Origin of the sequence: Mesorhizobium huakuii (assembly GCF_014189455.1) — a bacterium.
In the GTDB taxonomy this organism is placed as follows: domain Bacteria; phylum Pseudomonadota; class Alphaproteobacteria; order Rhizobiales; family Rhizobiaceae; genus Mesorhizobium; species Mesorhizobium huakuii_A.
This window is the reverse complement of record NZ_CP050296.1, coordinates 195,540-216,674: the sequence shown is the minus strand read 5'-3', so window position 1 is coordinate 216,674 and position 21,135 is coordinate 195,540. Positions and strand designations below refer to the sequence as shown.

Genomic DNA, 21,135 nt, shown 5'->3' with positions numbered 1-21,135 from the left:
GATTTTCGATGGTCGATGACGCGGCACGAGACAGCAGGCGCGAACGCCGGCGTGGACGCACGGGCGAGGCCGGCAGCGAAAGCAGCCGCCGGCCCAATTACCGGTCGCTGAAGAACCCGTTCCTGCCGCAACCGATCTTTTCCGACGATCAGGTCGCCGCCATCCACGACACGGCGCTGCGCGTGCTGGAGGAACTCGGCATCAAGGTGCTTTTGCCGCAGGCGCGCGAATATTTCGCCAGCGCCGGCGCGGTGGTCGATGCAGACACCGACATGGTGCGCATCGGCCGCGACATGGTGGTGGCGGCACTGGCCTCGGCGCCGAAGTCGATCCGTGCGCAAGCCGGCGACCGTTCCCGCGACCTGACCTTGGAACTCGGGTCGATGACTTTCCTGGCCGGATGCGGAGCGCCGAACGTCACCGATCTCGAACGTGGCCGGCGGCCGGGCACGCTGGCCGATTTCGAGGATCTGCTGCGGCTGGTGCAGCATTTCGACGTGCTGCATATGCTTGGACCCTGCATTGAGCCGCAGGATGTCGACAACCGCTTTCGCCACTATGCCGTCAACCGCGCGCAACTGACGCTGTCCGACAAGTTTCCCTTCATCTTCGCGCGCGGCACGCCGCAGGTCGAAGACGGTTTCGAGATGATCCGGCTGGCGCGCGGCCTGTCGCAGGACGAATTCCTGGCGAACGCGCATTGCTACACCGTCATCAACACCAACTCGCCGCGCCAGCTCGACATTCCGATGGCGCAAGGCATCATCGATTTCGCCAGGGCTGGCCAGGTCTCCGTCATCACGCCGTTCTGCCTGGCAGGTGCGATGGCGCCGATCACGGTGGCCGGGGCGCTGGCATTGCAGCATGCCGAGGCGCTGGCGGGCCTGACGCTGGCGCAGATCGTGCGGCCCGGGGCGCCGGTTGTCTATGGCTCTTTCTCCTCCAATGTCGACATGAAATCCGGAGCGCCGGCCTTCGGCACGCCGGAGCATGTCAAGGCGACGTTGGGCGCCGGCCAGCTGGCGCGCTTCACCGGATTGCCCTGGCGATCGGGCGGCGGCAGTGCCGCCAACATCTCGGACGCGCAGGCAGCGCACGAAACGCAGTTCGCGCTGTGGGGTTCTGTCTTGGCAGGGGCGACGATGTGCATTCATGCCGCCGGCTGGCTCGAAGGCGGCCTGAGCGTCTCCTTCGAGAAGATGATCACCGATATCGAGGCGCTGCAGACGGTCGCGGAACTGTGCGCCGCGACGCCCGGCGACGACGATTCGATCGGCTTCGAGGCGATCGCCGAAGTGCAACCGGGCGGCCATTTCTTCTCGGCCGGCCACACCATGACGCGCTACCGCACCGCCTTCTACGAACCGCTGGTGGCCGACTGGTCGAACTTCGGCAACTGGACACAAAGCGGATCGAAGACGGCAAGCGAGCGCGCCACCGGGGTCTGGCGGCGCGCGGTTGCCGATTTCGAGCCGCCGGCATCGGCTGCCGCCACATCAGGTGTGCTCGACGAATTCATCGCGCGGCGCACCGAAGAGGGCGGCGCGGCACCGGTGTCGTGACCGGCAGCCGCGGTTATGTCGGGTTGTCGAGCGTGAACAGGTCGCTCTCCTCGTCATAGGCGAAATACTCGGCGTAGCGGGCCCAGCTGATGACAGCCCGCACCGTCTGCTCGGCATAATCCTCGGACATGTGATCCTCCAGCTCGTCGCGGAAGCGGCGGGCCGGCGCCTTGTGGTTGGCACGCTCGTCGAGCACCCGGCGGATGTGGCCGGCCAGCGGCACATAGGTCGCGAGCTGCTGCGCGAACAATTGCTTGCGCGCGTCGACCTCGCTTTCGGCGAAGCGTTTGCCCGCCGAGGTCAGCTGGATGTCGCCCTCGGCGAATTCGGCAAAGCGCAGCAATTGCAACGTTTCGGCGATCGGGAACAGATCGTCGATCTCGAGCTGCAGGCTGGCGGCCAGCGGCGGCAGGTCGGCATGCCCGTTATAAGGCGGGGCGGCGACGGCCTCTATCAGACCGGCGAGCAGGTTGGTCGAGACGCGCGGCAGCACCATGGCGATGCCCGAACCCGGGAAGACGCCGTCGCGGGCAGGGGTGCCCGGCTCCTTCCTGGCGGTCATGCGGGCATAGATGTCCTCGACCAGCGCGCGGAAGGCCGGGTCCAGCCGGTTGCGCGGCTGCGGCAGATCGATCCTGAGCTCAGCGACGACGCGGCCTGGATTGGACGAGAAGATCAGCACGCGGTCGCACATCAGCACCGCCTCCTCGATGTTGTGCGTCACCATCAGGATCGACTCGATCGGCATGCGGCCTTCCGACCAGAGGTCGAGCAGGTCGGTGCGCAGCGTCTCGGCCGTCAGCACGTCGAGCGCCGAGAATGGCTCATCCATCAGCAGCACTTTGGGATGCACCACCAGTGCGCGGGCGAGCCCGACGCGCTGGCGCATGCCGCCCGACAGCTCCTTCGGATAGGCGTTCTCGAAACCGTCGAGGCCGATCAGGTCGATGGCCGACAGCGCGCGCTTGCGGCGCTCCGCGGGCAAGACGCCCTGCGCCTCGAGCCCGAGTTCGACATTCTGCAGCACGGTCAGCCAGGGAAACAGCGCAAAGCTTTGGAAGACCATGGCGATGCCGTCCGGCGTGCCGGAGACGAGCTTGCCTTCGAAGGCGATGGCGCCTTGGCTCGGCCGGATCAGGCCGGCGATCGAGCGAAGCAAGGTGGATTTGCCGGAGCCGGAGCGGCCGAGCAGGCCGACGATCTCGCCGGAGACGAGCGTCAGCCCGACCTGGTCGAGGACGACGAGCTTGCCCGCGCTTCCCTTGTCATAGGTCTGGCAGACGCCATGGACTTCGACGAGCGGACGGTTCTTGGTGATGACAGCTTGGTTCATGATCAGTCTCCTGAAGAAGGGGGTCAGTCGAGCCGCATGCGGCGTTCGGCAAAGACGTAGAGCGGGCGCCAGAGGGTGCGGTTGAAGATGGTGACGAAGAGCGACATCACAGCGATGCCGAGGATGACACGCGGGAAATCACCGGCTTCGGTGGCTTTGGCGATGTAGGAGCCGAGGCCGAAGGCCTCGAGCCTGGTGTTGCCCCAGCTTGCCAGTTCGGCGACGATCGAGGCGTTCCACGAGCCGCCGGAGGCGGTCAGCGCGCCGGTGATGTAGTAGGGGAAGATCCCCGGCAGCATGACGTTCTTCCACCACGACCAGGACCGTATCTTGAAGACCGTGGCTGCCTCCTTGAGATCGGAAGGGAAAGCGCTGGCGCCGGCGATGACGTTGAACAGGATGTACCATTGCGTGCCGAGCACCATCAGCGGCGAGAGCCAGATGCTGGGGCTGGCGCCTGTGGCGACGATGGCGATGACGGCGAACGGAAACAGTACGTTAGCCGGGAAGGCGGCGAGGAACTGCGCAAGCGGCTGAACGCGCTCGGCGACCGCCGGCCGCAACCCGATCCACACCCCGATCGGCACCCAGATCACACTGGCTACCGCGATCAGCACGATCACGCGCAGCAAGGTGAGAAGGCCGCCCTCGAAGGCTTCGACCACATCGTTCCAGCCAAGCGTCTGCCTGAGATAGAGGACCGTCTCGACGACGCCCCAGAGCGCGACAAGCAGCACCAGGCCCAGCCAGACGATGTCCAGCGCCCGCGACAGCCGGCGCGATCCGGCGGTCGACGCTGCCGGCATGGCCCGCTTGCCCAGGCGAAGCAGCATGGCGCGCCGCCACAGCCAGGCGACCGGCAGCCCCACGGTCTGCAGCAACCGGGCCCGGCGCAGTATGTCGTAGACCCAGGAGCGGGGTTTTTCCTGGCCGGCGGTCTGCTCGAAACGGAACTTGTCGGCCCAGGCGACAACAGGCCGGAACAGCAGCTGGTCATAGAGCAGGATGAGCACGCCCATCGCCAGCACCGCCCAGGTGACGGCTGTGAAATCCTGCTTATCGATGGCCAGCGCCAGCCAGGAGCCGATGCCGGGCAGCTGCACGGTGGTGTTGCCGACGGTGATGGCTTCCGAAGCGACGACGAAGAACCAGCCGCCGGACATCGACATCATGGTGTTCCAGACCAGGCCGGGGGCCGCGAACGGCGCCTCCAGCCGCCAGAACCGCTGCCAGGCCGACAGGCCGAAGCCACGGCTGACCTCGTCGAGATCGCCGGGCACCGTGCGCAGCGACTGGTAGAAAGAGAACGCCATGTTCCAGGCCTGGCTGGTGAAGATGGCGAAGATAGCCGCGCATTCGGCGCCGAATTGGCTGCCGGGAAACAGACCCATGAAGAAGGTCACGGTGAAGGTGAGAAAACCCAGCACCGGCACCGATTGCAGGATGTCGAGCGCGGGAATGATCACCATCTCGGCACGGCGGCTCTTGGCGGCCAGCGTCGCCACGGTGAAGGTGAAGATCAACGAGACGATGATGGCCGCGAACATGCGCAGCGTGGTGCGCAGCGCGTATTCCGGCAAATTGGCGAGATCGAGCGTCACCGGCGAGCTGGTGAGCAGCGTGCTCGGCGCGCGCATGCCGGCCGCGCCATGCGCCAGCAGCACCAAAAGCGCTACCAGCATGGCAAAGGCGATGGTGTCATAGATGTTGGGGGCGATGCGTCCGCGGGCAAGCGCCGCGGCCTCGCCGAGGGAATTGCGGTTGTGGGGCAGGAAGATCATGGCGGGCCTCCGAATGATGGGCCGATTGCGGTATGGCTTGGGAGAGGGTGATTGCGGGCATGCGCAACGCTGCGACCGGGAGGCGGTCGCGCCGAGCGCCAAGGCTCGGCCGTCAGTGCGGAGATTTGGGTCGCGTCGAAGAGGGGCTCAGGCAGCGCGCTGCGGGAGGACCGTTCGACGACTGACGCCCTCTTCGGAAACGGGTTTTTGCTCCTGCGTCCAGCGGCACTCCAGGCGGCCGCTCACCGTGCCGCGTCGCCAGACGCAGACGAGCCTTGTCGGCGGCATGGTGAAGCCGGCTTTGCCCGCCAGGCCGCGCGTTGTTCCAACGGACGGGCGTGCGGTCGAAGCGGAACGCGCGACAGGGCGCGTGGGGAAAGGGATGACGTTGGTGTTCATGGCTCACCTCTTGCGGTCCGGCGGGACGGCAAGGCGAGCCGAAGGCGGGTTATGCCCTGCCCAGGCCCGACCGGCGCCACATGCCGGAAACCAAATCTGTTGACGGGGCCAGTGTCCGGACCGTGCCTGGGGCTTGATCCGGACAGCGACTGGGATAGCTGTCCATAACCTGTTCGATCTCGAATTGATGCTCGGTCATCCGAAGCCACGCCGCCTTACGCCCGCTGCTCGCGAGGTGTCAACGCGGGGCGCCGGAATCTTAAGTATATGGCCTGATACCAAGGCATAAGGAGGCAGGCCACGCGGCAAGGGATTCACCAGCAATGCATTGAAAAGTAGAGATTTATTTGCTGCCTTGAAGCGGTCAGATTCCGAGCTTGCCAGCCATTTTTATCAGCTCGGCCAGCGAGCCGGCCTGCATCTTGCGCATGGCCCGCGCCCGGCGGACCTTGACGGTTATCTCGCTGACGCCGAGGTCGCCGGCGACCTGCTTGTTGAGCCGCCCCTGCACCACCAGCACCACGACACTGCGCTCGCCATCGCTCAGCGTCGCCAGGCGCTCGCGCAAGATGGCGAGTTCGGCCGCTTGTGCCCGCCGCAGCCGGTCCTTGTCCAGGGCTGCGGCGATGGCATCGAGCAGGTCCTGTTCGCGGAACGGTTTTGGCAGGAAATCGACGGCGCCGGTCTTCATCGCCTGCACCGACATGGCGATGTCGCCATGGCCGGTCATGATGATCACCGGCAGCGGGGCATCCGAAAGAGCGAGCTCCTTCTGGAAATCCATGCCGCTCTTGCCGGGCAGGCGCACGTCGAGCACCAGGCAGGAGGGAATATCGGGCCTCGGCGCGCCCAGGAATTCGGCGACCGAACCGAAACACCTGATGTCAAGCCCTACCGAGCGCAGCAGGCTGTCGAGCGCTTCGCGCATGGCGGGGTCGTCGTCGATGACGAAAACGATCTGTTCTGGCTCGTTCATTGGCTTCACCGGTCTGGTCCGCGCGACCCTGTCCTGCCGGCCGGCAGCGAGAAGCGGAAGGCGGCGCCGCGCGGTACCACCGGTTCCGCCCAGATGCGCCCGCCATGGCTCTCGACGATCGAGCGGCTGATGGCAAGCCCCATGCCCATGCCGTCCGGCTTGGTGGTGTAGAAGGCATCGAAAAGATGGTCCATCTGCACGCCGTCCAGGCCACGGCCGGAATCGCGGACGGCAATTATGACCTCACCCGGTTTGCCGAGGCTGGTCTGCACCGTCACGTCGCGCACGCTCTCATCCTTCACCGCCTCCAGGGCATTGAGGGTCAGGTTGAGAATGACCTGCTGGATCTGCACCGGGTCGACCTGGATCTGAGGAAGGCCGCTGGCCAGTTCAGTCCGCAAGGCGGCGTGGTTCCGGCCGGCCTCGTTCTGGACCAGGGGCAACGTCTCCGTGACCGTCTTGTTGACGTCGAGCCAGATCGCCTTGCCGGCGGCTTTCCGGGTGAGCCCGCGCAGGCGCTTGATCAGTTCGCTGGCGCGTTCAGCGTCCCTGACGATGCGCTCGGCCGCCTTGCCGGCCTCATCGCGATTGCCGCCCGCCAGCCAGCGCTGGGCAGCGTTGCCGTTGAGCACGATCGCCGCCAGCGGCTGGTTGAGCTCGTGGGCGATCGAGGCCGTCAATTCGCCCAGCATCGTCACCCGCGTGATGTGGGCGAGTTGCGCCTGCGCCTCGCGCGCGGACGCCTCGGCGGCGGCGGTGCGCAGCGCCAGATAGGCGGTGACGGCGATAGCCACCAGGCTGATGGCGCAGTTGACCACGCCCGCCGGCATGGACCCGGCCCGCGTCAGGAAAAAACTCAGCACGGTGAGCGCCATGCAGGCCGCCGCCACGATCGCCACGCCGCGACGGTCGAGATAGCGGACCGCGATCAGGACAACCGCGACATAGAAGACCGCGACCGCGATCTCGAGATTGGTGATCGTATCGGCAAGGAAGATCGCCGCCGCCAGCAGCACAAGCAGGGCCGGCAGCAGCGGTCGGCGCCGGAGGAGCGGCCCAAGGAGCGGCAAGGATGATCTTGCAGAAATGCCGGCCTCCTTGCTGATCGAATTGCCGCGACGGACAGCAGGACATTACCGCGCCGTCTTTCAGCCCGGCAAGGCGCTGCGATATCGCAGCGTAGCCGGGAGCACGCTCCAACTTTCGCTTTCGACTGACTGCCTTGCCATTGGCAATTGACGCATGCCGTGCAGAAATGAGCTTCATGCGCGAAGCCCTGATCGCAGCGGTAATTTTCCTGTGCCTGGTGGCCGCCCCGCTGGTCAGCATGGCAATCTGGCCGAGGCTGCCGGCCAGGCATCGCGACGACGATACAAACAATGTCGTGCGGCTCGCCGCCAATCTGTTCGGCGTCATGACCTCGCTGGTGCTCGGCCTGATGATCAACTCGGCCAAGAACACCTTCGAATCGATCGATCACAATGTGCACGCCTATGCGACGGAGCTGATCCTTCTGGACCGGACATTGCGCCAATACGGCCCTGAAGCCGACGCGGTGCGCGAACCGCTGGTCGCCTATGTGCAGCGTGTGGCGGCCGGCTCGATGAAAACCAGCGAAACGCCTGTCGTGTCCAACCAGCTATCCGAACATTTGCTGACGGAGATCGGCACAAGGCTGAACGCTCTGGCGCCGCCCGATGCGACGCATGGCATGCTGTTGCAGGATGCCCGCCAGCGCTTGCAGAAAGTGCTGGAAATGCGCTGGGTGCTGATCGAGCAGTCGGAGGGCGCCATCCCCGGGCCGCTGATCGCCATGCTGGTTGCGTGGCTGGGGCTGATCTTCGCCAGTTTCGGATTCAGGGCGCCGAGGAACGCGATCACTTTTGCAACCTTCGTGGTTTCCGCCGCGCTGATCGCCGGAGCGATCTACCTGATCCTGGACATGGACGTGCCGTTCTCCGGCCCGATCCAGATTTCGCCGGCGCCGCTGGAGCGGGCGCTGGCGGAATTGCAGCGATGAGGCGGAACCGGCGGCGGCTCCGAGGCATTCATGGGAATGGCTCACGGAGGACGATATGGGTTTCGACCAGTATCACGAACCGCCTGAAGAACTGTCGCAGAAGGTGCGGACCTTTGCCCGCATGATCACCTCGCTGATCGAGGAGGCGGAGGCGATCGGCTGGTACGAGCAGCGCATCTCGGTGGAGAAGGACCCGCAGGCGCGCGCCATCATGAAGAACGCGCAAGGCGAGGAGTTCAAGCATTTCGGCATGGATCTGGAATTCCTGCTGCGCCAGAAGAAGGATTGGCGGGCGGAACTGAAGGAAATCCTGTTCACGACTGGCGATATCGTCAAGGCCGGCGAGCGGGGCGAGAAGAAGGTGGATTGATAGCCCTAGTCTAACGGCTCCATCAATCGCTGTCGCGGGCGATCAGCTCCAGCGGCCAGACTTCGTGGATGATGCGCGGGCCCTCGGGGCCGGCGAAGGCGGGAAGGGAGGCCAGCAGCATTTCGGCCAGGCGCCGGCCCATCGGCTCCAGCGCCGGACGGAAGGCGGTCAGCGCCGGCGAGAAATAGCGGCAGAGCGGCGTGTCGACGATGACGATCACCGCGATATCATGGCCTGGCCTGATGCCCATCTCGGCCAGCGCCTTGCAGCCGCCGAGCGCCATGGCGTCGTTGTTGAAGATGATGGCGGTGGGCCGGTCCTTGGAGAGCATCACGCGCGGCGTCACCTGGTACCCGCCGGCCTCGTTGATGAAGCCGTCGGCGATCAGGCCGGGGTCGACTTCGATGCCGTGTCGCTGCAGCGCCTTGCGGTAGCCGTCCAGGAACAGGTAGCCGAAGTTGAGATCATGCGAAGGGCGGATGGCAGCGATGCGGCGGTGGCCGCGCGCGACCAGCCGGTCGACCGCGTCGCAGCCGGCTTTCTCGAAATCGATATCGAGCGAAGGATAGGTGTCGCCGCCGGATTGACTTCGGCCAAGCGTGGCGAAGGGAAAGCCGGCCTTGCTGAGATAGTCGATCCGATCGTCTTCCCGCCGTGTATTGGCCAACACGACCGCGTCGGCCCGGCGCGTCTCAACCACGCGGCGCAGCCTCTCCTGCTGATATTGGCCGGGCTCACCCATGACGACCATCAGATCCAGGTCATAGTCGGCAAGCCGGCCCTGCAGACCGATCAGGAATGGAATGAAGAACGGTTCGCCATATTGCTGGTCGCCCGGATGCGGCTGCAGCATGAAGGCGATCGAACGGGTGGCGCCCTGGCGCAGGCTGCGGCCGGACTGGTTGGGTGAATAATTCAGCTTTTTGGCGGCGTCGAGCACGCGCTGGCGGGTGTCGGCATTGACGTCGGCGCGGCCGTTCAGCGCCCGCGACACGGTGCCGATCGAAATGTTCAGATGACGCGCGAGGTCGTGGATGCTGGACGCCAAAGATCATTCTCCCCCTGCCTTGGCTAGCACCGGCTGCCGCTCAGGCCAAGGCTTCGGGACGATTTTTGAGAGCAGCCGATTGACATTCTACGCTATCGGGTGTGTTCTCGTAAACGTTTACGGAAAAACGTTTACGGTGATGCCGTGAATGCCGTGACGATCGGTCTGGAGGGACCGGACGGGAGGAATGCCGGATGATGAATGTCGTCCTCGTCGGCTGTGGCGCGATGAGCAGGCAGTGGCTCGATGCCGCGAGGCAGATCGACGGGCTCGCCATTGTCGGCCTTGTCGATCTCGACGCCGAACGGGCGCAGGCGAGGGCGCGCGAATACGACCTCGCCGGCATAGTCATCGGCACCAGCCTCGACGCAGTGCTCGACCAGACCAGCCCTGACGCGGTGTTCGATGTCGTGGTCCCTGCCGCCCGTCGCGAAGTCGCGCTTTCAGCCTTCGCCCACAATTGCCATCTGCTGACCGAAAAGCCGTTGGCCGACAGTCCGGAGAATGCTCGCGCCATCATCGCCGCCGCCCGCCAGGCGGGACGCATTCATGCGGTGGTCCAGAACCGCCGCTATGTCGCCAATGTCAGGCGCATCCGACGCTTTCTCGATTCCGGCGCCATAGGCACGCCGACCAGCATCCATGCCGATTTCTTCGTCGCGCCGCATTTCGGCGGCTTTCGCGAGGAGATGGCGCATGTGCTTTTGCTCGACATGGCGATCCACACATTCGACGCCGCTCGCTACATGGCCGGCGGCGAACCGGCCAGCGTCTATTGCCAGGAGTGGGAGCCGGCCAATTCCTGGTATCGGCAGGGTTCGTCGGCAAGTGCGGTCTTCGATCTCGGCGGCGGCAAGGTTTTTACCTATGCCGGCTCCTGGTGCGCCGACGGCTTTCGCACCAGCTGGGAGGGCAGCTGGCGCATCGTTGCCGAGCGCGGCAGCCTGTTGTGGGACGGCCATGACGGGCTGAAGGCGGAGGTGGTTGCGTCCGGCCGCGACGGTATCATCGACAAGACCCAGCCGATCGAGGTGCCGCTGCTCGACCCTGCCGATCGTGTCGGCGGCCATCTCGGCATCATCCAGGATTTCATGCGCGCGGTCGAAACCGGCACCGAGCCGGAAACGCATGGCGCCGACAACATCAAAAGCTTGGCCATGGTTTTCGGCGCCATCGAAAGCGCCGAGACCGGTCGGCGCGTGGCAATTGCAAGGGAAGAACTGTGATGCCAAACCCGCTTCTCGACATCAGGATCGGCACCATGGTGCGGGCCAATCTCGACGACCCGGCAGCCTATATCAAGCAGATCCTGCCGCTCGGTTTCGAAAGCATCCAGCCCTTCTTCTGGCAGACCTTGGGCGGCAAGGACCTTCCACGCCTTGCCGGCCAGATCCGCGAGGCGATCGGCGATGCCGATGTCATCGTGTCTTCCCTGGGCGTGTTCGGCAATCCGCTGGAGGATGGCGAGGTCGATCGCGGTGTGCTTGCGGCTTGGGAAACGGTCATCGACAACGCGCATCTGTTCGGCACTTCGATGGTCAGCGGCTTCACCGGGCGCCTGCGCGGCAAGAAGCTGACCGACAGCCTGCCGCGCTTCCGCGAAGTGTGGGGTCCGCTGGCAAAACGCGCCGCCGACAAGGGCGTGCGCATCGCCTTCGAGAATTGCGCCATGGATGGCAACTGGGCCGCCGGCGACTGGAACATCGCCCACAATCCGGATGCCTGGGAGCTGATGTTCAACGAATTGCCTGATGAGAACCTTGGCCTCGAATGGGAACCCTGCCATCAGCTCGTCTATCTGATCGATCCGATGCCGCAAATCCGCAAATGGGCACCGCGCATCTTCCATGTCCATGGCAAGGACGCCACCGTGCGTTGGGATGTCATCCGCGAGCACGGCGTTTTCGGCCGGCTGCCCTTCGTGCAGATGCGCACGCCGGGCTTCGGCGACAGCGACTGGACGCGGGTGATCAGCGAATTGCGGCTGGCCGGCTACAAGGGCGCCATCGACATCGAGGGCTGGCACGACCCGGTCTATCGCGGCGATCTCGAAATCACCGGGCAGGCGCGGGCGCTGGACTATCTCAAGCAATGCCGGGGAGGCGCCAGCTACCTGCCAAATCCGACGTGAAGCCAAACTTGATGTGAGAATTGGCCGGCGGGAGGAGCCGGCCGTCAGTGCCAATGCCAGCAAATCGTCAAAGCCCTCGGCTGACGAGGGAAACAATGGGAGGACAAGTGCATGAGCATAGCGATCAGAACGACATTTTTGCGCACGGCCGTCATGGCGGCCACCACGGCGCTCTGCGCCGCCGTCTCGACCTTGCCGGCACGGGCGCTCGACGCCCAATGGTGCAAGGATGTCCATATCCGCTTCTTCGTCGGCGGCGCCGAGGGCGACGCTTTCGGCACCATCGTCTATAATGGCGCCAAGCAGGCGGCGGCCGATCTCGGGCCGAAGGTCGACTACATCTTCTCGGGCTGGGACGTCGAGAAAATGGTGCAGCAATTGCGCGAGGCGGTTGCGGTTAAGCCCGGCGGCATCGCCATGATGGGCCATCCCGGCGACGACGCGATCATGCCGCTGGCCGAGCAGGCGCACAAGGACGGCATCAAGATGATGTACCAGAACGTGCCGGTGCCGAAGGTGACGGCGGCGTTTGGCGGCGGCTATGTCGGCGCCCAGCAGGAGCAGCAGGGCCGCGCGCTCGGTGCCGAGGCGTTCAAGCTGGCCGGGCTGAAATCCGGTGACAAGGCGATCATGATCGGTCCCTTCGACAATGAGAGCCGAGGCGCACGCGAGCGCGGGACAGTCGCCGCATTGAAAGAGGCCGGCGTCGATGTCGTTCAAATCAATTCTGTACCCGAGTGGGCAGCCGATCCGAATCTCGCCATCCCGGTGATCACCGCGGCCTTGCTCAACAACCCCAATGTCAAGGCGGTCGGCTATCCCGGCGGCCAGATGCTCGGCAATGTGCCGACATACATGCAGGCCGCGGGCCGGAAGCCGGGCGATATCTTCAATTTCGGCTTCGACACCAGCCCGCAGATCGTCGAGGGTTTCAAGGGCGGCTGGGTGCAACTGACGGCCGACCAGCAGCCGTTCATGCAGGGCTATCTGCCGATCCTCAGCCTCTGCCAGCAAGTGGTGCTGGGGCTGGCACCGATGAATGTCGACACGGGCGCCGGCTTCGTCACGCCGCAGAACTATGAGATCGTCTCAGAGCTCGCCAAGCAGGCGCTGCGCTGACCTCCCAAGGCTGCCGGCCGGGCCAATCCCGGCCGGCAGGACCGCCGGCGAACAGGCCGGCAAGCGACAATGAAAGCGAGGATCCGATGGCCGAACGCATCATCGAACTGCGCGATATCAAGAAGTCCTATGGTCAGGTGTATGCGCTGGGCGGCGTCGATCTCAGCGTCGACCGCGGCGAGGTGGTCGGGCTGATCGGCGACAATGGTGCCGGCAAGTCGACGCTGATCAAGATCCTGTCCGGCGTGGTCAGGCCGACCAGCGGCGAGATCCTCGTGCGCGACAGACCGGTGAGCGGCTGGAGTGCGGCGCGCTCGCGCGATGCCGGCATCGAGACGGTGTTCCAGGACCGGGCGCTGGCGGTGCAGCAGACCATCGTGCGCAACATCTTCATGGGCCGCGAGCTGACCGGCTTCATGGGCTGGCTGAAGGTCAACAAGGAGATCGAGGAGGCAAGCCGGCTGATGCGCGAGATCGGCTTCACCTCGAAAGTGTTCACGCCGCACTCGATCGTCGGCCAGCTCTCGGGCGGCGAACGCCAGGGCGTGGCGATCGCCCGCGCCATTTACAAGCAGGCGGAGCTGATCATCCTCGACGAACCGACCACTGCGCTGTCGCTGACCGAGACCGCCAAGGTCTTCCATTTCGTGCGCCAGGTGCGGGCGAGCGGACGCTCGATCCTGTTCATCGGCCATAACATCCATCATGTCTTCGACATCGCCGACCGCTTCGTCGTGCTCGACCGCGGCAAGGTGGCGCTGACCGCCGACCGCAGCGCGATCAGGTCGGCGGAGGAACTGATTAATTTCATGGAAGACGTCGCGCATCCCGGCGGATTGGCCGGACTGCACGAGGCCGTCGAAGCGGAGCAGCAAGCACGATGAGCAAGACCATGGAACCCGATCTCGAAAGTCCTCTCAGCGCGCATGGCGGATCCGCCCGCAAAGAGTGGAAACATCCATCCGATCACTGGCTGCGCGGCTTCGTCCTCGACAACCGCGCCTCGCTTGGCACGCTCGCCGTGTTCATCGTCATGATGGCGGTGTTCATGATCGCCAACCCGACCGTGTTCACCACCTGGTATCTCTACAGTTCCGTGCTGACGACGCTGCCTGTTGCGCTGTTCGTGGTGGTGCCGCTGGTGTTCGTCGTCACTTGCGGCGAGATCGACCTGTCGTTTCCGGCGACGATGGGTTTTGCCTCCTGGGTCTTCGCGCTGGTGGTCCAGGCCGGCTACGATCCGTTCCTCGGCATCGTCGCCGCGCTCGTCACCGGCATGCTGCTCGGCTTCCTCGTCGGGTCGCTGGTCGTCTATGGCGGGCTGTCGTCGCTGATCGCCACGCTCGGCATGAACTTTTTGCTGCGCGGCCTGATCCAGATCATCAACGAAGGCAAGTCGATGGCGCTGACCGGCCTTGCCGACACCCCGGCCTACAAGATCTTCTCCAGCCAGGTTTACGGCATTCCGGTGCAGATCTTCTGGGCCATCACCTTCGTCGTGCTGTCGGCGATGCTCTACAACCGCCACCGCTTCGGCGCGCAGGTGAAGGTGGTCGGCGACAATCCCGACAGCGCCCAGCAGATGGGCATCGACGTCAAGCGCGTGCGGGTGAAAGTGTTCGTCTTCGTCGGCATAGGGGCCGCGATCGCCGGCACCTTCTCGGTTATGATCAACTTCACCTGGTGGCCGACCGCCGGCGACGGCTATCTCCTGCCGGTGCTGGCCTCCGTCTTCGTTGGCGGCACCCCGACCTGGGGCGGCATCGGCACGGTTGCCGGCGGAGCGATCGGCGCGGTGACCGTGTCGTTCATCCAGACCGGCGTCGTGGCGGCGGGCCTGAGCGGCTTCTACGTGCAGTTCTTCAACGGGCTGATCATCATCCTGTCGCTGCTCGGGCACAAGTGGAACCAGGCACGGTACAGGTGAGGGGCTGAACCGCCGTCGGGCGCGGCTCACACCGCCGCGACAAACCCGTCCAGCACGCGTTTCTGGCCGGCCTTGTCGAAATCGATGGTCAGCTTGTTGCCTTCGATGGCCGAAATGTTGCCGTTGCCGAATTTCTGGTGGAAGACGCGGTCGCCGACGCTGAAGGCGGATGGCGTGTCGGAGACGGATTTGGCGACCAGTTCGCCGTCGATGGTGCGGCCCTTGACCGAAGTGCGGCCGGCGCCGTAGCCGCTGTCGGTTTCGCCATAGCCGATGCGCTCGACCTGATGGCCGGAGCGCGTGCCCCAGTTGCGGTCGGTCGCTTCGGTGCGGTTGGCCTGTGCGCGCTGCCAGCCCGGTGTCGAATAGGTGTTGGAGAAGGCGCCGGACTTTTCGGTGTTGGCGCCGACATTGTCGAAGCGCGAGGCGCCATACGGGTTCTGCCGGCCGCCACGGCCCGACGCGAAGGAGCCGCCGCCATAGGGATTGCCGTAGCCGCCATAGGAATTGCCGCTTTCGGCGATCTCGACATGCGATTCCGGCAGTTCCTCGAGGAAGCGCGACGGGATGGTCGATTGCCAGAGCCCGTGGATCAGGCGGTTGGAGACGAACCAGAGATGCAGGTTCTTCTTGGCCCGCGTCAGGCCGACATAGGCCAGCCGGCGCTCTTCCTCCAGACCGGAGCGGCCGCCTTCATCCAGCGCGCGCTGGTGCGGGAACAGGCCTTCCTCCCAGCCGGGGAGAAAAACGGTCTCGAATTCGAGGCCTTTGGCTGAATGCAGCGTCATGATGGAGACGGCGTCCTGTCCGGCATTCTGCTCGGCATCCATGACCAGCGCCACATGTTCGAGGAAGGAGCGCAGCGACTCGTACTCCTCCATCGAGCGGATCAGTTCCTTCAGATTCTCCAGCCGGCCCGGCGCTTCGGCCGAACGGTCGTTCTTCCACATGTCGGTGTAGCCGCTCTCCTCGAGAATGGTCTCGGCGAGTTCGGTGTGCGGCTTGGTTTCCAGCGCCTTCTGCCAGCGTTCGAAATTGGCGGCGACTTCGCGCAGTGCGGCGCGCGGCTTCGGCTTCAACTCGTCGCTTTCGGCGAGGTTGCCGGCGGCCTCCAGCATCGGAATGCGCAGCGCGCGCGCCGTGTCGTGGATCTGGCGGATGGTGGCTTCGCCCAGCCCGCGCTTCGGCACATTGACGATGCGCTCGAAGGCGAGGTCGTCGCCACTGTTGGCGACGACACGGAAGAAGGCCAGCGCGTCACGGATTTCCATGCGCTCGTAGAAGCGCGGGCCGCCGATGACGCGGTAGTTGAGGCCGAGCGTGATGAAGCGATCCTCGAAGGCGCGCATCTGGAAAGACGCGCGCACCAGGATCGCCATGTCGTTGAGATTGTGTTTCTGGCGCTGATAGGCCTCGATGGTCTCGCCGATGGCGCGGGCTTCCTCCTCGGAATCCCAGGCGGCGTGGACATTGACCTTGCCGTCTTCGGGATCGTTGCGGTCGGTGAACAGCGTCTTGCCGAAACGGCCTTCATTGTGGGCGATGAGGTGAGAGGCGGCGCCAAGGATGTGCGCGGTGGAGCGGTAGTTGCGCTCCAGCCGGATGATGGTGGCGCCCGGGAAATCCTTGTCGAAGCGCAGGATGTTGTCGACCTCGGCGCCGCGCCAGCCATAGATCGACTGGTCGTCGTCGCCGACGCAGCAGATGTTTACAGTGGCGCGGCCTTCGCCCCGCTGCGCCAGGAGCCGCAACCACATATATTGGGCGGTGTTGGTGTCCTGGTATTCGTCGACGAGGATGTATTTGAAGCGCCGGTGATAGTCCTTCAGCACGTCCGGATTGGCGCGGAAGATGCGGATCGGATGGCAGAGCAGGTCGCCGAAATCGCAGGCGTTCAGCGTCTGCAGCCGCTCCTGATAGGCCTTGTAGAGCTCGCGGCCCTTGCCGTTGGCGAAGCTGCGCGCGTCGCCTTCGGCGATATCGGCCGGACCTTGGCCCTTGTTCTTCCAGCCGTCGATCATCTGTGCGAACTGCTTGGCCGGCCAGCGCTTGTCATCCAGCCCCTCGGCCTGGATCAGCTGCTTGATCAGCCTGATGACATCGTCGGTGTCGAGGATGGTGAAGTCGGAACGCAAGCCGGCAAGCTCGGCATGACGGCGCAAAAGCTTGACGCCGATCGAGTGGAACGTGCCGAGCCACGGCATGCCCTCAACATTGCCTTCGCCAATCAGGATGCCAATGCGCTGCTTCATCTCGCGCGCGGCCTTGTTGGTGAAGGTCACGGCCAGGATCTGCGACGGGAAGGCCTTGCCGGTGGCGAGGATGTGGGCAATGCGCGTGGTCAAGACACGGGTCTTGCCGGTGCCGGCGCCGGCGAGCACCAGAACCGGGCCTTCGGTGGTTTCCACCGCCAGCCTTTGTTCGGGATTGAGCCCCTTCAGATAGTCGGGTGCACTGTTCTGGCCGCCGCGGGCAGCCATGGCGCGCGCGGCAATGCCCGACGGGGCCGTGGGCCGCGCATTGGGTTCGTCGAAAAAGGGCATGTCTTCCGAAAAGCCGGACATCTCCCCCGAATGTAGTGATTCGGGAGGGAAAGACCAGAACTGTCTACGTTTTGTTCCCGGCAAAGTGCCTGATATGGCGGTTCAAGCCTTGCGGTAACCGAGGGCGACGAAAAATCGATGGCCGAACGACCGCGCCTCGTCCGTCATCACCGCGCCGAGGGCGACCTGCATTTGGTCGTAATAGCGGCCGCCGGCGGGTGAGGCCAGGAAGGCCTCATAGAGCTTCAGGTCGGCCATGGACATATCCCGGTAGATATAGGCCGCAGATTCCATGGCATCGCTGTCGATGTCACGGCGAAGCCCTTCGGTTTGCTTGCGCAGCAGGGCCATAACCTGGTCGTCGGGCAGGGGCTTTCCGGCCGCGCCCAGCATTTCGGTGAGCATCGCATAGCCCATGTTCAAGGCGACGGCTTCGCCAGTGTCGACGGCGGAGATATCGTCCATCATTGTCCTGTACAATGCGAGCCGGGCCGGATCCTTGGATGGAAGCTCGCCGAGGATTTTGGCGCCCTCGATCTTCTTGGCCTCCTTTGCTTCCGGTGCGGCAGCCTGGATCTCCAGCGCCGTGACCTGTTTGCCCAAGGGCGAAGCATAGAAAACAGCGAGGTCGGAAAGATCCTTGGCGCTGAGCTTGTCCGCCATACGCGCCTCGATGGCTGCCTCCATCTTGTTGGGGTCAAAGGCACCTTCCATGGCGGCGGCAAGGGCGTCCAGGACCTTTTGTGGCGGCGTTCCCGGCGCCGATTTCACGGCCGCGGTGAAACCCGGGCCAATGCCCATCAGCATCTCGTGAAAGCCGTTCGCCTTGTTGATCTCGCTGATTGTCTGCGCCGGCGCGGCGACAGTGCCAGCAATGAGCGGGACGAGGCAGTAGAGCACAAGCGCCATGCGCGTCAGCGGCGGAAGGAACGACGTCATTTTGCTTGGCTCCACGGGAGAGATGACCAGTGGAGACTGCTGGAAAACCCTGACGCAGGCAAGATGAATTGCCACCTTGGCGTGTGGGTCAGCTTGACAGGCGGGGCAGGCGGGAGAAAGCTGGGCCGAGGGCAGGAACGGTGCACCGGGGTCGCCCATGGCCGCGCCAGCGCGCAACAGTCGAAGGAGTATCATCTTGGCTGTCACCATCACCTCCCTCATCCTCTTTCTCCTCGGTCTGGCGCTCGGCGCGGGTGGTGTCTGGTTGGCCTCGCTGGGAGGCAGCTGGTACTACATCATCGTCGGCCTGGCCTTCCTGCTCGCTGCCTGGCTGCTCTACCGGCGCCGTTCCACGGCACTGTGGCTCTACGCGGCGATCGTGATCGGTACGCTGGCCTGGGCGGTCTGGGAAACCGGCTTCGACTGGTGGGAACTCGGCCCGCGCGGCGGCATCATCGTGCTGGTGGCGCTGTGGCTGCTGACGCCGTGGGCACGGCGCGGCCTTGCCGGTCCTGATGGGCGTGCGCCGCTGATCCTGGCGGTGCTGGCCTCGCTGGCGGTGGCCGGTTATTCGATGACCACGGACCCGAAGGACATTGCCGGCGCGCTCGACACCGACAAGGTGATCCCCAACGCCAATCTGGGCAATGATGTGCCGGCGAGCGAATGGCACTTCTATGGCCGCACGCAATTTGGCCAGCGCTATTCGCCGCTCGACCAGATCACGCCGGACAATGTCGCCAGTCTGCAGCCGGCCTGGACCTACCGCACCGGCGATGTGAAGGGGCCGGACGACATTGGCGAGACCACCTATCAGGTGACACCACTCAAGATCGGCGACACGCTCTACATCTGCACGCCGCACAATTTCGCCATCGCCGTGGATGCCGCGACCGGCAAGGAGAAATGGCGCTACGATCCCAAGATCAAGCTCGACAAGGACCGCCAACACCAGACGTGCCGCGGCGTGTCCTATTATGCCGATGCCGCAATTGCCGCCGGCCAGCCCTGCGCGACCCGCGTCTACCTGCCGACCTCGGATGCGCGGCTGATCGCGCTCGACGCCGCCAGCGGCCAGGTCTGTCCCGCCTTCGCCGAGGCCGGCACGCTCAATTTGTTGACCGGCATGCCCTATCCGAAGTCGGGCTATTATTACTCGACCTCGGCACCGCTGATCGCTGGCGGCAAGATCATCGTCGGCGGCGCCGTCAACGACAATTATTCGACGCAGGAGCCGTCCGGCGTCATCCGCGCCTATGATGCGGCTACCGGCAAACTGATCTGGAACTGGGATTCCGGCAATCCGGACCAGACGACGCCGCTGCCGGCCGGCCAGACCTACACCGCCAACTCGCCCAACATGTGGTCGACGCCGAGCGCCGACGAGAAGCTCGGCCTGCTCTACGTGCCGCTCGGCAACCAGACGCCGGACCAGCTCGGCGCCGGGCGCAGCGCCAATGTCGAGAAATTCTCCTCCTCGATCACCGCGCTCGACCTGAACACCGGGCAGTTGAAATGGGTGCGGCAGACCGTGCATCACGATCTGTGGGACATGGACGTGCCGGCGCAGCCGAGCCTGATCGACATCACCAAGGCCGACGGCTCGGTCGTACCGGCGCTGGTCGGGCCGACGAAGCAGGGCGACCTCTATGTGCTTGACCGACGCACCGGCGATCCGGTGATCGCGGTCAAGGAAGTGCCGGCGCCCGGCGGCGCCATTGAGGGTGACAAGGCCTCACCGACGCAGCCTTCGTCCGATCTCTCCTTCAACCCGAAGCCGCTGACCGATGCCGATATGTGGGGCATCACCATGTTCGACCAGCTGGCCTGCCGGATCGCCTTCCACAAATTGCGCTACGAAGGCCGCTACACGCCGCCCTCGCTGCAGGGATCGCTGATCTATCCCGGCAATTTCGGTACCTTCAACTGGGGCGGGGTGGCGGTCGATCCGGTGCGGCAAGTGATGTTCGGCATGCCGACCTATCTCGCCTTCACATCGAGACTCATTCCCCGCGCCGACGTGCCGCCGCCGGGCGACGACACCAAGGGCAGCGAACAAGGGCTGAACCGCAACGAGGGCGCGCCCTATGCGGTGGTGATGGGACCGTTTCTGTCGCCGCTCGGCATTCCCTGCCAGGCGCCGCCCTGGGGTTATGTCGCCGGCGTCGATCTCAGAACCGGCGCGATCGCCTACAAGCACCGCAACGGCACCGTCTACGACATGACGCCGCTGCCGCTGCCGCTCAAGGTCGGGGTGCCCGGCATTGGTGGGCCGATGATCACCGCCGGCGGCGTCGCCTTTCTCGGCGCGGCGGTCGATGACTATCTGCGCGCCTATGATTTGACGTCAGGCAAACAGCTCTGGCGGGCCCGATTGCCGGCAGGCGGGCAGTCGACGCCAATGACCTATACGGTCGCCGACGGGCGCCAGTTCGTGGTCATCGTCGCCGGCGGCCACGGCTCGGTCGGCACCAAGCCGGGGGATTATGTGATGGCCTACGCGCTGCCGAAGTAGCTGGGGTCGCGCCAGCCGAAAGCGGTCTCGGCGTCTAGCCGAGTCCCAAATGGTTCTTCAGGCCGGGCACGGAGCCGAGCACCTGGTTGGTCAAGTCTGGGCCGGCGGCGGCTTCTGCCTGCTGGACCAGTGTGGCGCCGGCCTTCTGGATCTGCGCCAGATCGAGGCCGGATGCCTTGAGCGCGGCGAGGCCGTTGACCAGAGCGCCGGCCTTTTCGCCGAGAACGCCGCCAAGCGCGCCTTGCAGCGACGACAGGAAGCCGCCGCCACCGCCGGCAGGAGCGGCGGCCATGACGTCATACTGGTGCGCAAGGTCGTCGGCGCCGGGAATCTTGGCGAAAAACGACGAGGCGCTGGTGCCTTCGGCCTCGTGCTCCAGAACCGAGAAAATGGTGCCGACGACCTTTTCCGTCGTCGCCTGGTCGAGGCCCGCCTTTTGCGAGACGGTGTTCACGATATCCTGGACGTTCAT

At 64.9% G+C, this 21,135-nt stretch carries 18 protein-coding genes; 9 read left to right on the top strand and 9 right to left on the bottom strand.

The genetic code is table 11. The features are described 5' to 3' along the window. Positions 1 to 8 precede the first annotated feature (8 nt). Positions 9 to 1,562 (top strand): trimethylamine methyltransferase family protein, encoded by a 1,554-nt coding sequence (locus HB778_RS01065; protein WP_183460768.1) that lies wholly within the window; start codon positions 9 to 11, stop codon positions 1,560 to 1,562. Positions 1,563 to 1,575: 13 nt separating this feature from the next. On the opposite strand, the gene HB778_RS01060 is transcribed toward HB778_RS01065, so the two are convergent. From HB778_RS01060 to HB778_RS01040, 5 genes are all read right to left on the bottom strand, one after another. Next, positions 1,576 to 2,895 (bottom strand): ABC transporter ATP-binding protein, encoded by a 1,320-nt coding sequence (locus tag HB778_RS01060; RefSeq protein ID WP_183460766.1) that lies wholly within the window; start codon positions 2,893 to 2,895, stop codon positions 1,576 to 1,578. 23 nt (positions 2,896 to 2,918) lie between these two features. Continuing rightward, positions 2,919 to 4,676, bottom strand: a complete 1,758-nt coding sequence (locus HB778_RS01055; RefSeq protein ID WP_183460764.1) for an ABC transporter permease — start codon at positions 4,674 to 4,676, stop codon at positions 2,919 to 2,921. 147 nt (positions 4,677 to 4,823) lie between these two features. Then, positions 4,824 to 5,075, bottom strand: coding sequence for a hypothetical protein (locus tag HB778_RS01050; protein WP_183460762.1), 252 nt, complete (start codon positions 5,073 to 5,075; stop codon positions 4,824 to 4,826). Positions 5,076 to 5,439: 364 nt separating this feature from the next. Beyond that, positions 5,440 to 6,051: a response regulator transcription factor gene (locus tag HB778_RS01045; protein WP_183460760.1), complete on the bottom strand. Its 612-nt coding sequence runs from the start codon at positions 6,049 to 6,051 to the stop codon at positions 5,440 to 5,442. A 5-nt stretch (positions 6,052 to 6,056) separates the two neighbouring features. Beyond that, positions 6,057 to 7,121, bottom strand: coding sequence for a sensor histidine kinase (locus HB778_RS01040; protein WP_183460758.1), 1,065 nt, complete (start codon positions 7,119 to 7,121; stop codon positions 6,057 to 6,059). Positions 7,122 to 7,315: 194 nt separating this feature from the next. Between HB778_RS01040 and HB778_RS01035 the strand changes: the two genes are divergently transcribed. Together HB778_RS01035 and HB778_RS01030 are read left to right on the top strand one after the other, a co-directional pair. Then, the gene (locus tag HB778_RS01035; RefSeq protein ID WP_183460756.1) at positions 7,316 to 8,071 is read left to right on the top strand and encodes a DUF4239 domain-containing protein; all 756 of its coding nucleotides are present in this window, start codon (positions 7,316 to 7,318) and stop codon (positions 8,069 to 8,071) included. A 55-nt stretch (positions 8,072 to 8,126) separates the two neighbouring features. Continuing rightward, a complete protein-coding gene (locus HB778_RS01030; RefSeq protein WP_095087016.1) occupies positions 8,127 to 8,441 on the top strand; it encodes a hypothetical protein in 315 nt (104 codons plus the stop codon). Between the two features lie 22 nt (positions 8,442 to 8,463). Here the strand turns inward: HB778_RS01030 and HB778_RS01025 are convergent, their stop codons facing one another. Next, positions 8,464 to 9,489, bottom strand: coding sequence for a LacI family DNA-binding transcriptional regulator (locus tag HB778_RS01025; RefSeq protein ID WP_183460754.1), 1,026 nt, complete (start codon positions 9,487 to 9,489; stop codon positions 8,464 to 8,466). Between the two features lie 194 nt (positions 9,490 to 9,683). Here HB778_RS01025 and HB778_RS01020 point away from each other — a divergent pair, with 194 nt between their 5' ends. The 5 genes from HB778_RS01020 (at position 9,684) to HB778_RS01000 (ending at position 14,666) form a co-directional block, all read left to right on the top strand. Further along, on the top strand, positions 9,684 to 10,715 hold the full coding sequence (locus tag HB778_RS01020; protein WP_183460752.1) for a Gfo/Idh/MocA family protein: 1,032 nt from the start codon (positions 9,684 to 9,686) through the stop codon (positions 10,713 to 10,715). Next, complete coding sequence (locus tag HB778_RS01015; protein WP_210308059.1) at positions 10,715 to 11,620, top strand: sugar phosphate isomerase/epimerase family protein; 906 nt, start codon at positions 10,715 to 10,717, stop codon at positions 11,618 to 11,620. Before HB778_RS01020 ends, HB778_RS01015 begins: the two co-directional genes overlap by 1 nt. A gap of 111 nt (positions 11,621 to 11,731) precedes the next feature. Further along, positions 11,732 to 12,739, top strand: a complete 1,008-nt coding sequence (locus HB778_RS01010) for a substrate-binding domain-containing protein (RefSeq protein WP_095202191.1) — start codon at positions 11,732 to 11,734, stop codon at positions 12,737 to 12,739. A gap of 86 nt (positions 12,740 to 12,825) precedes the next feature. After that, the gene (locus tag HB778_RS01005) at positions 12,826 to 13,623 is read left to right on the top strand and encodes an ATP-binding cassette domain-containing protein (protein WP_183460748.1); all 798 of its coding nucleotides are present in this window, start codon (positions 12,826 to 12,828) and stop codon (positions 13,621 to 13,623) included. After that, positions 13,620 to 14,666, top strand: a complete 1,047-nt coding sequence (locus HB778_RS01000) for an ABC transporter permease (RefSeq protein WP_183460746.1) — start codon at positions 13,620 to 13,622, stop codon at positions 14,664 to 14,666. Before HB778_RS01005 ends, HB778_RS01000 begins: the two co-directional genes overlap by 4 nt. Before the next feature lie 26 nt (positions 14,667 to 14,692). Here the strand turns inward: HB778_RS01000 and HB778_RS00995 are convergent, their stop codons facing one another. Together HB778_RS00995 and HB778_RS00990 are read right to left on the bottom strand one after the other, a co-directional pair. Next, positions 14,693 to 17,230, bottom strand: a complete 2,538-nt coding sequence (locus HB778_RS00995; protein ID WP_183460744.1) for an ATP-dependent helicase — start codon at positions 17,228 to 17,230, stop codon at positions 14,693 to 14,695. 81 nt (positions 17,231 to 17,311) lie between these two features. Beyond that, positions 17,312 to 18,148: a DUF2059 domain-containing protein gene (locus HB778_RS00990; RefSeq protein WP_183460742.1), complete on the bottom strand. Its 837-nt coding sequence runs from the start codon at positions 18,146 to 18,148 to the stop codon at positions 17,312 to 17,314. Between the two features lie 196 nt (positions 18,149 to 18,344). Here HB778_RS00990 and HB778_RS00985 point away from each other — a divergent pair, with 196 nt between their 5' ends. Next, positions 18,345 to 20,663 (top strand): glucose/quinate/shikimate family membrane-bound PQQ-dependent dehydrogenase, encoded by a 2,319-nt coding sequence (locus tag HB778_RS00985; RefSeq protein WP_280515945.1) that lies wholly within the window; start codon positions 18,345 to 18,347, stop codon positions 20,661 to 20,663. A 34-nt stretch (positions 20,664 to 20,697) separates the two neighbouring features. Here HB778_RS00985 and HB778_RS00980 read toward each other — a convergent pair whose 3' ends face one another. After that, on the bottom strand, positions 20,698 to 21,135 hold the full coding sequence (locus HB778_RS00980) for a hypothetical protein (protein WP_183460738.1): 438 nt from the start codon (positions 21,133 to 21,135) through the stop codon (positions 20,698 to 20,700).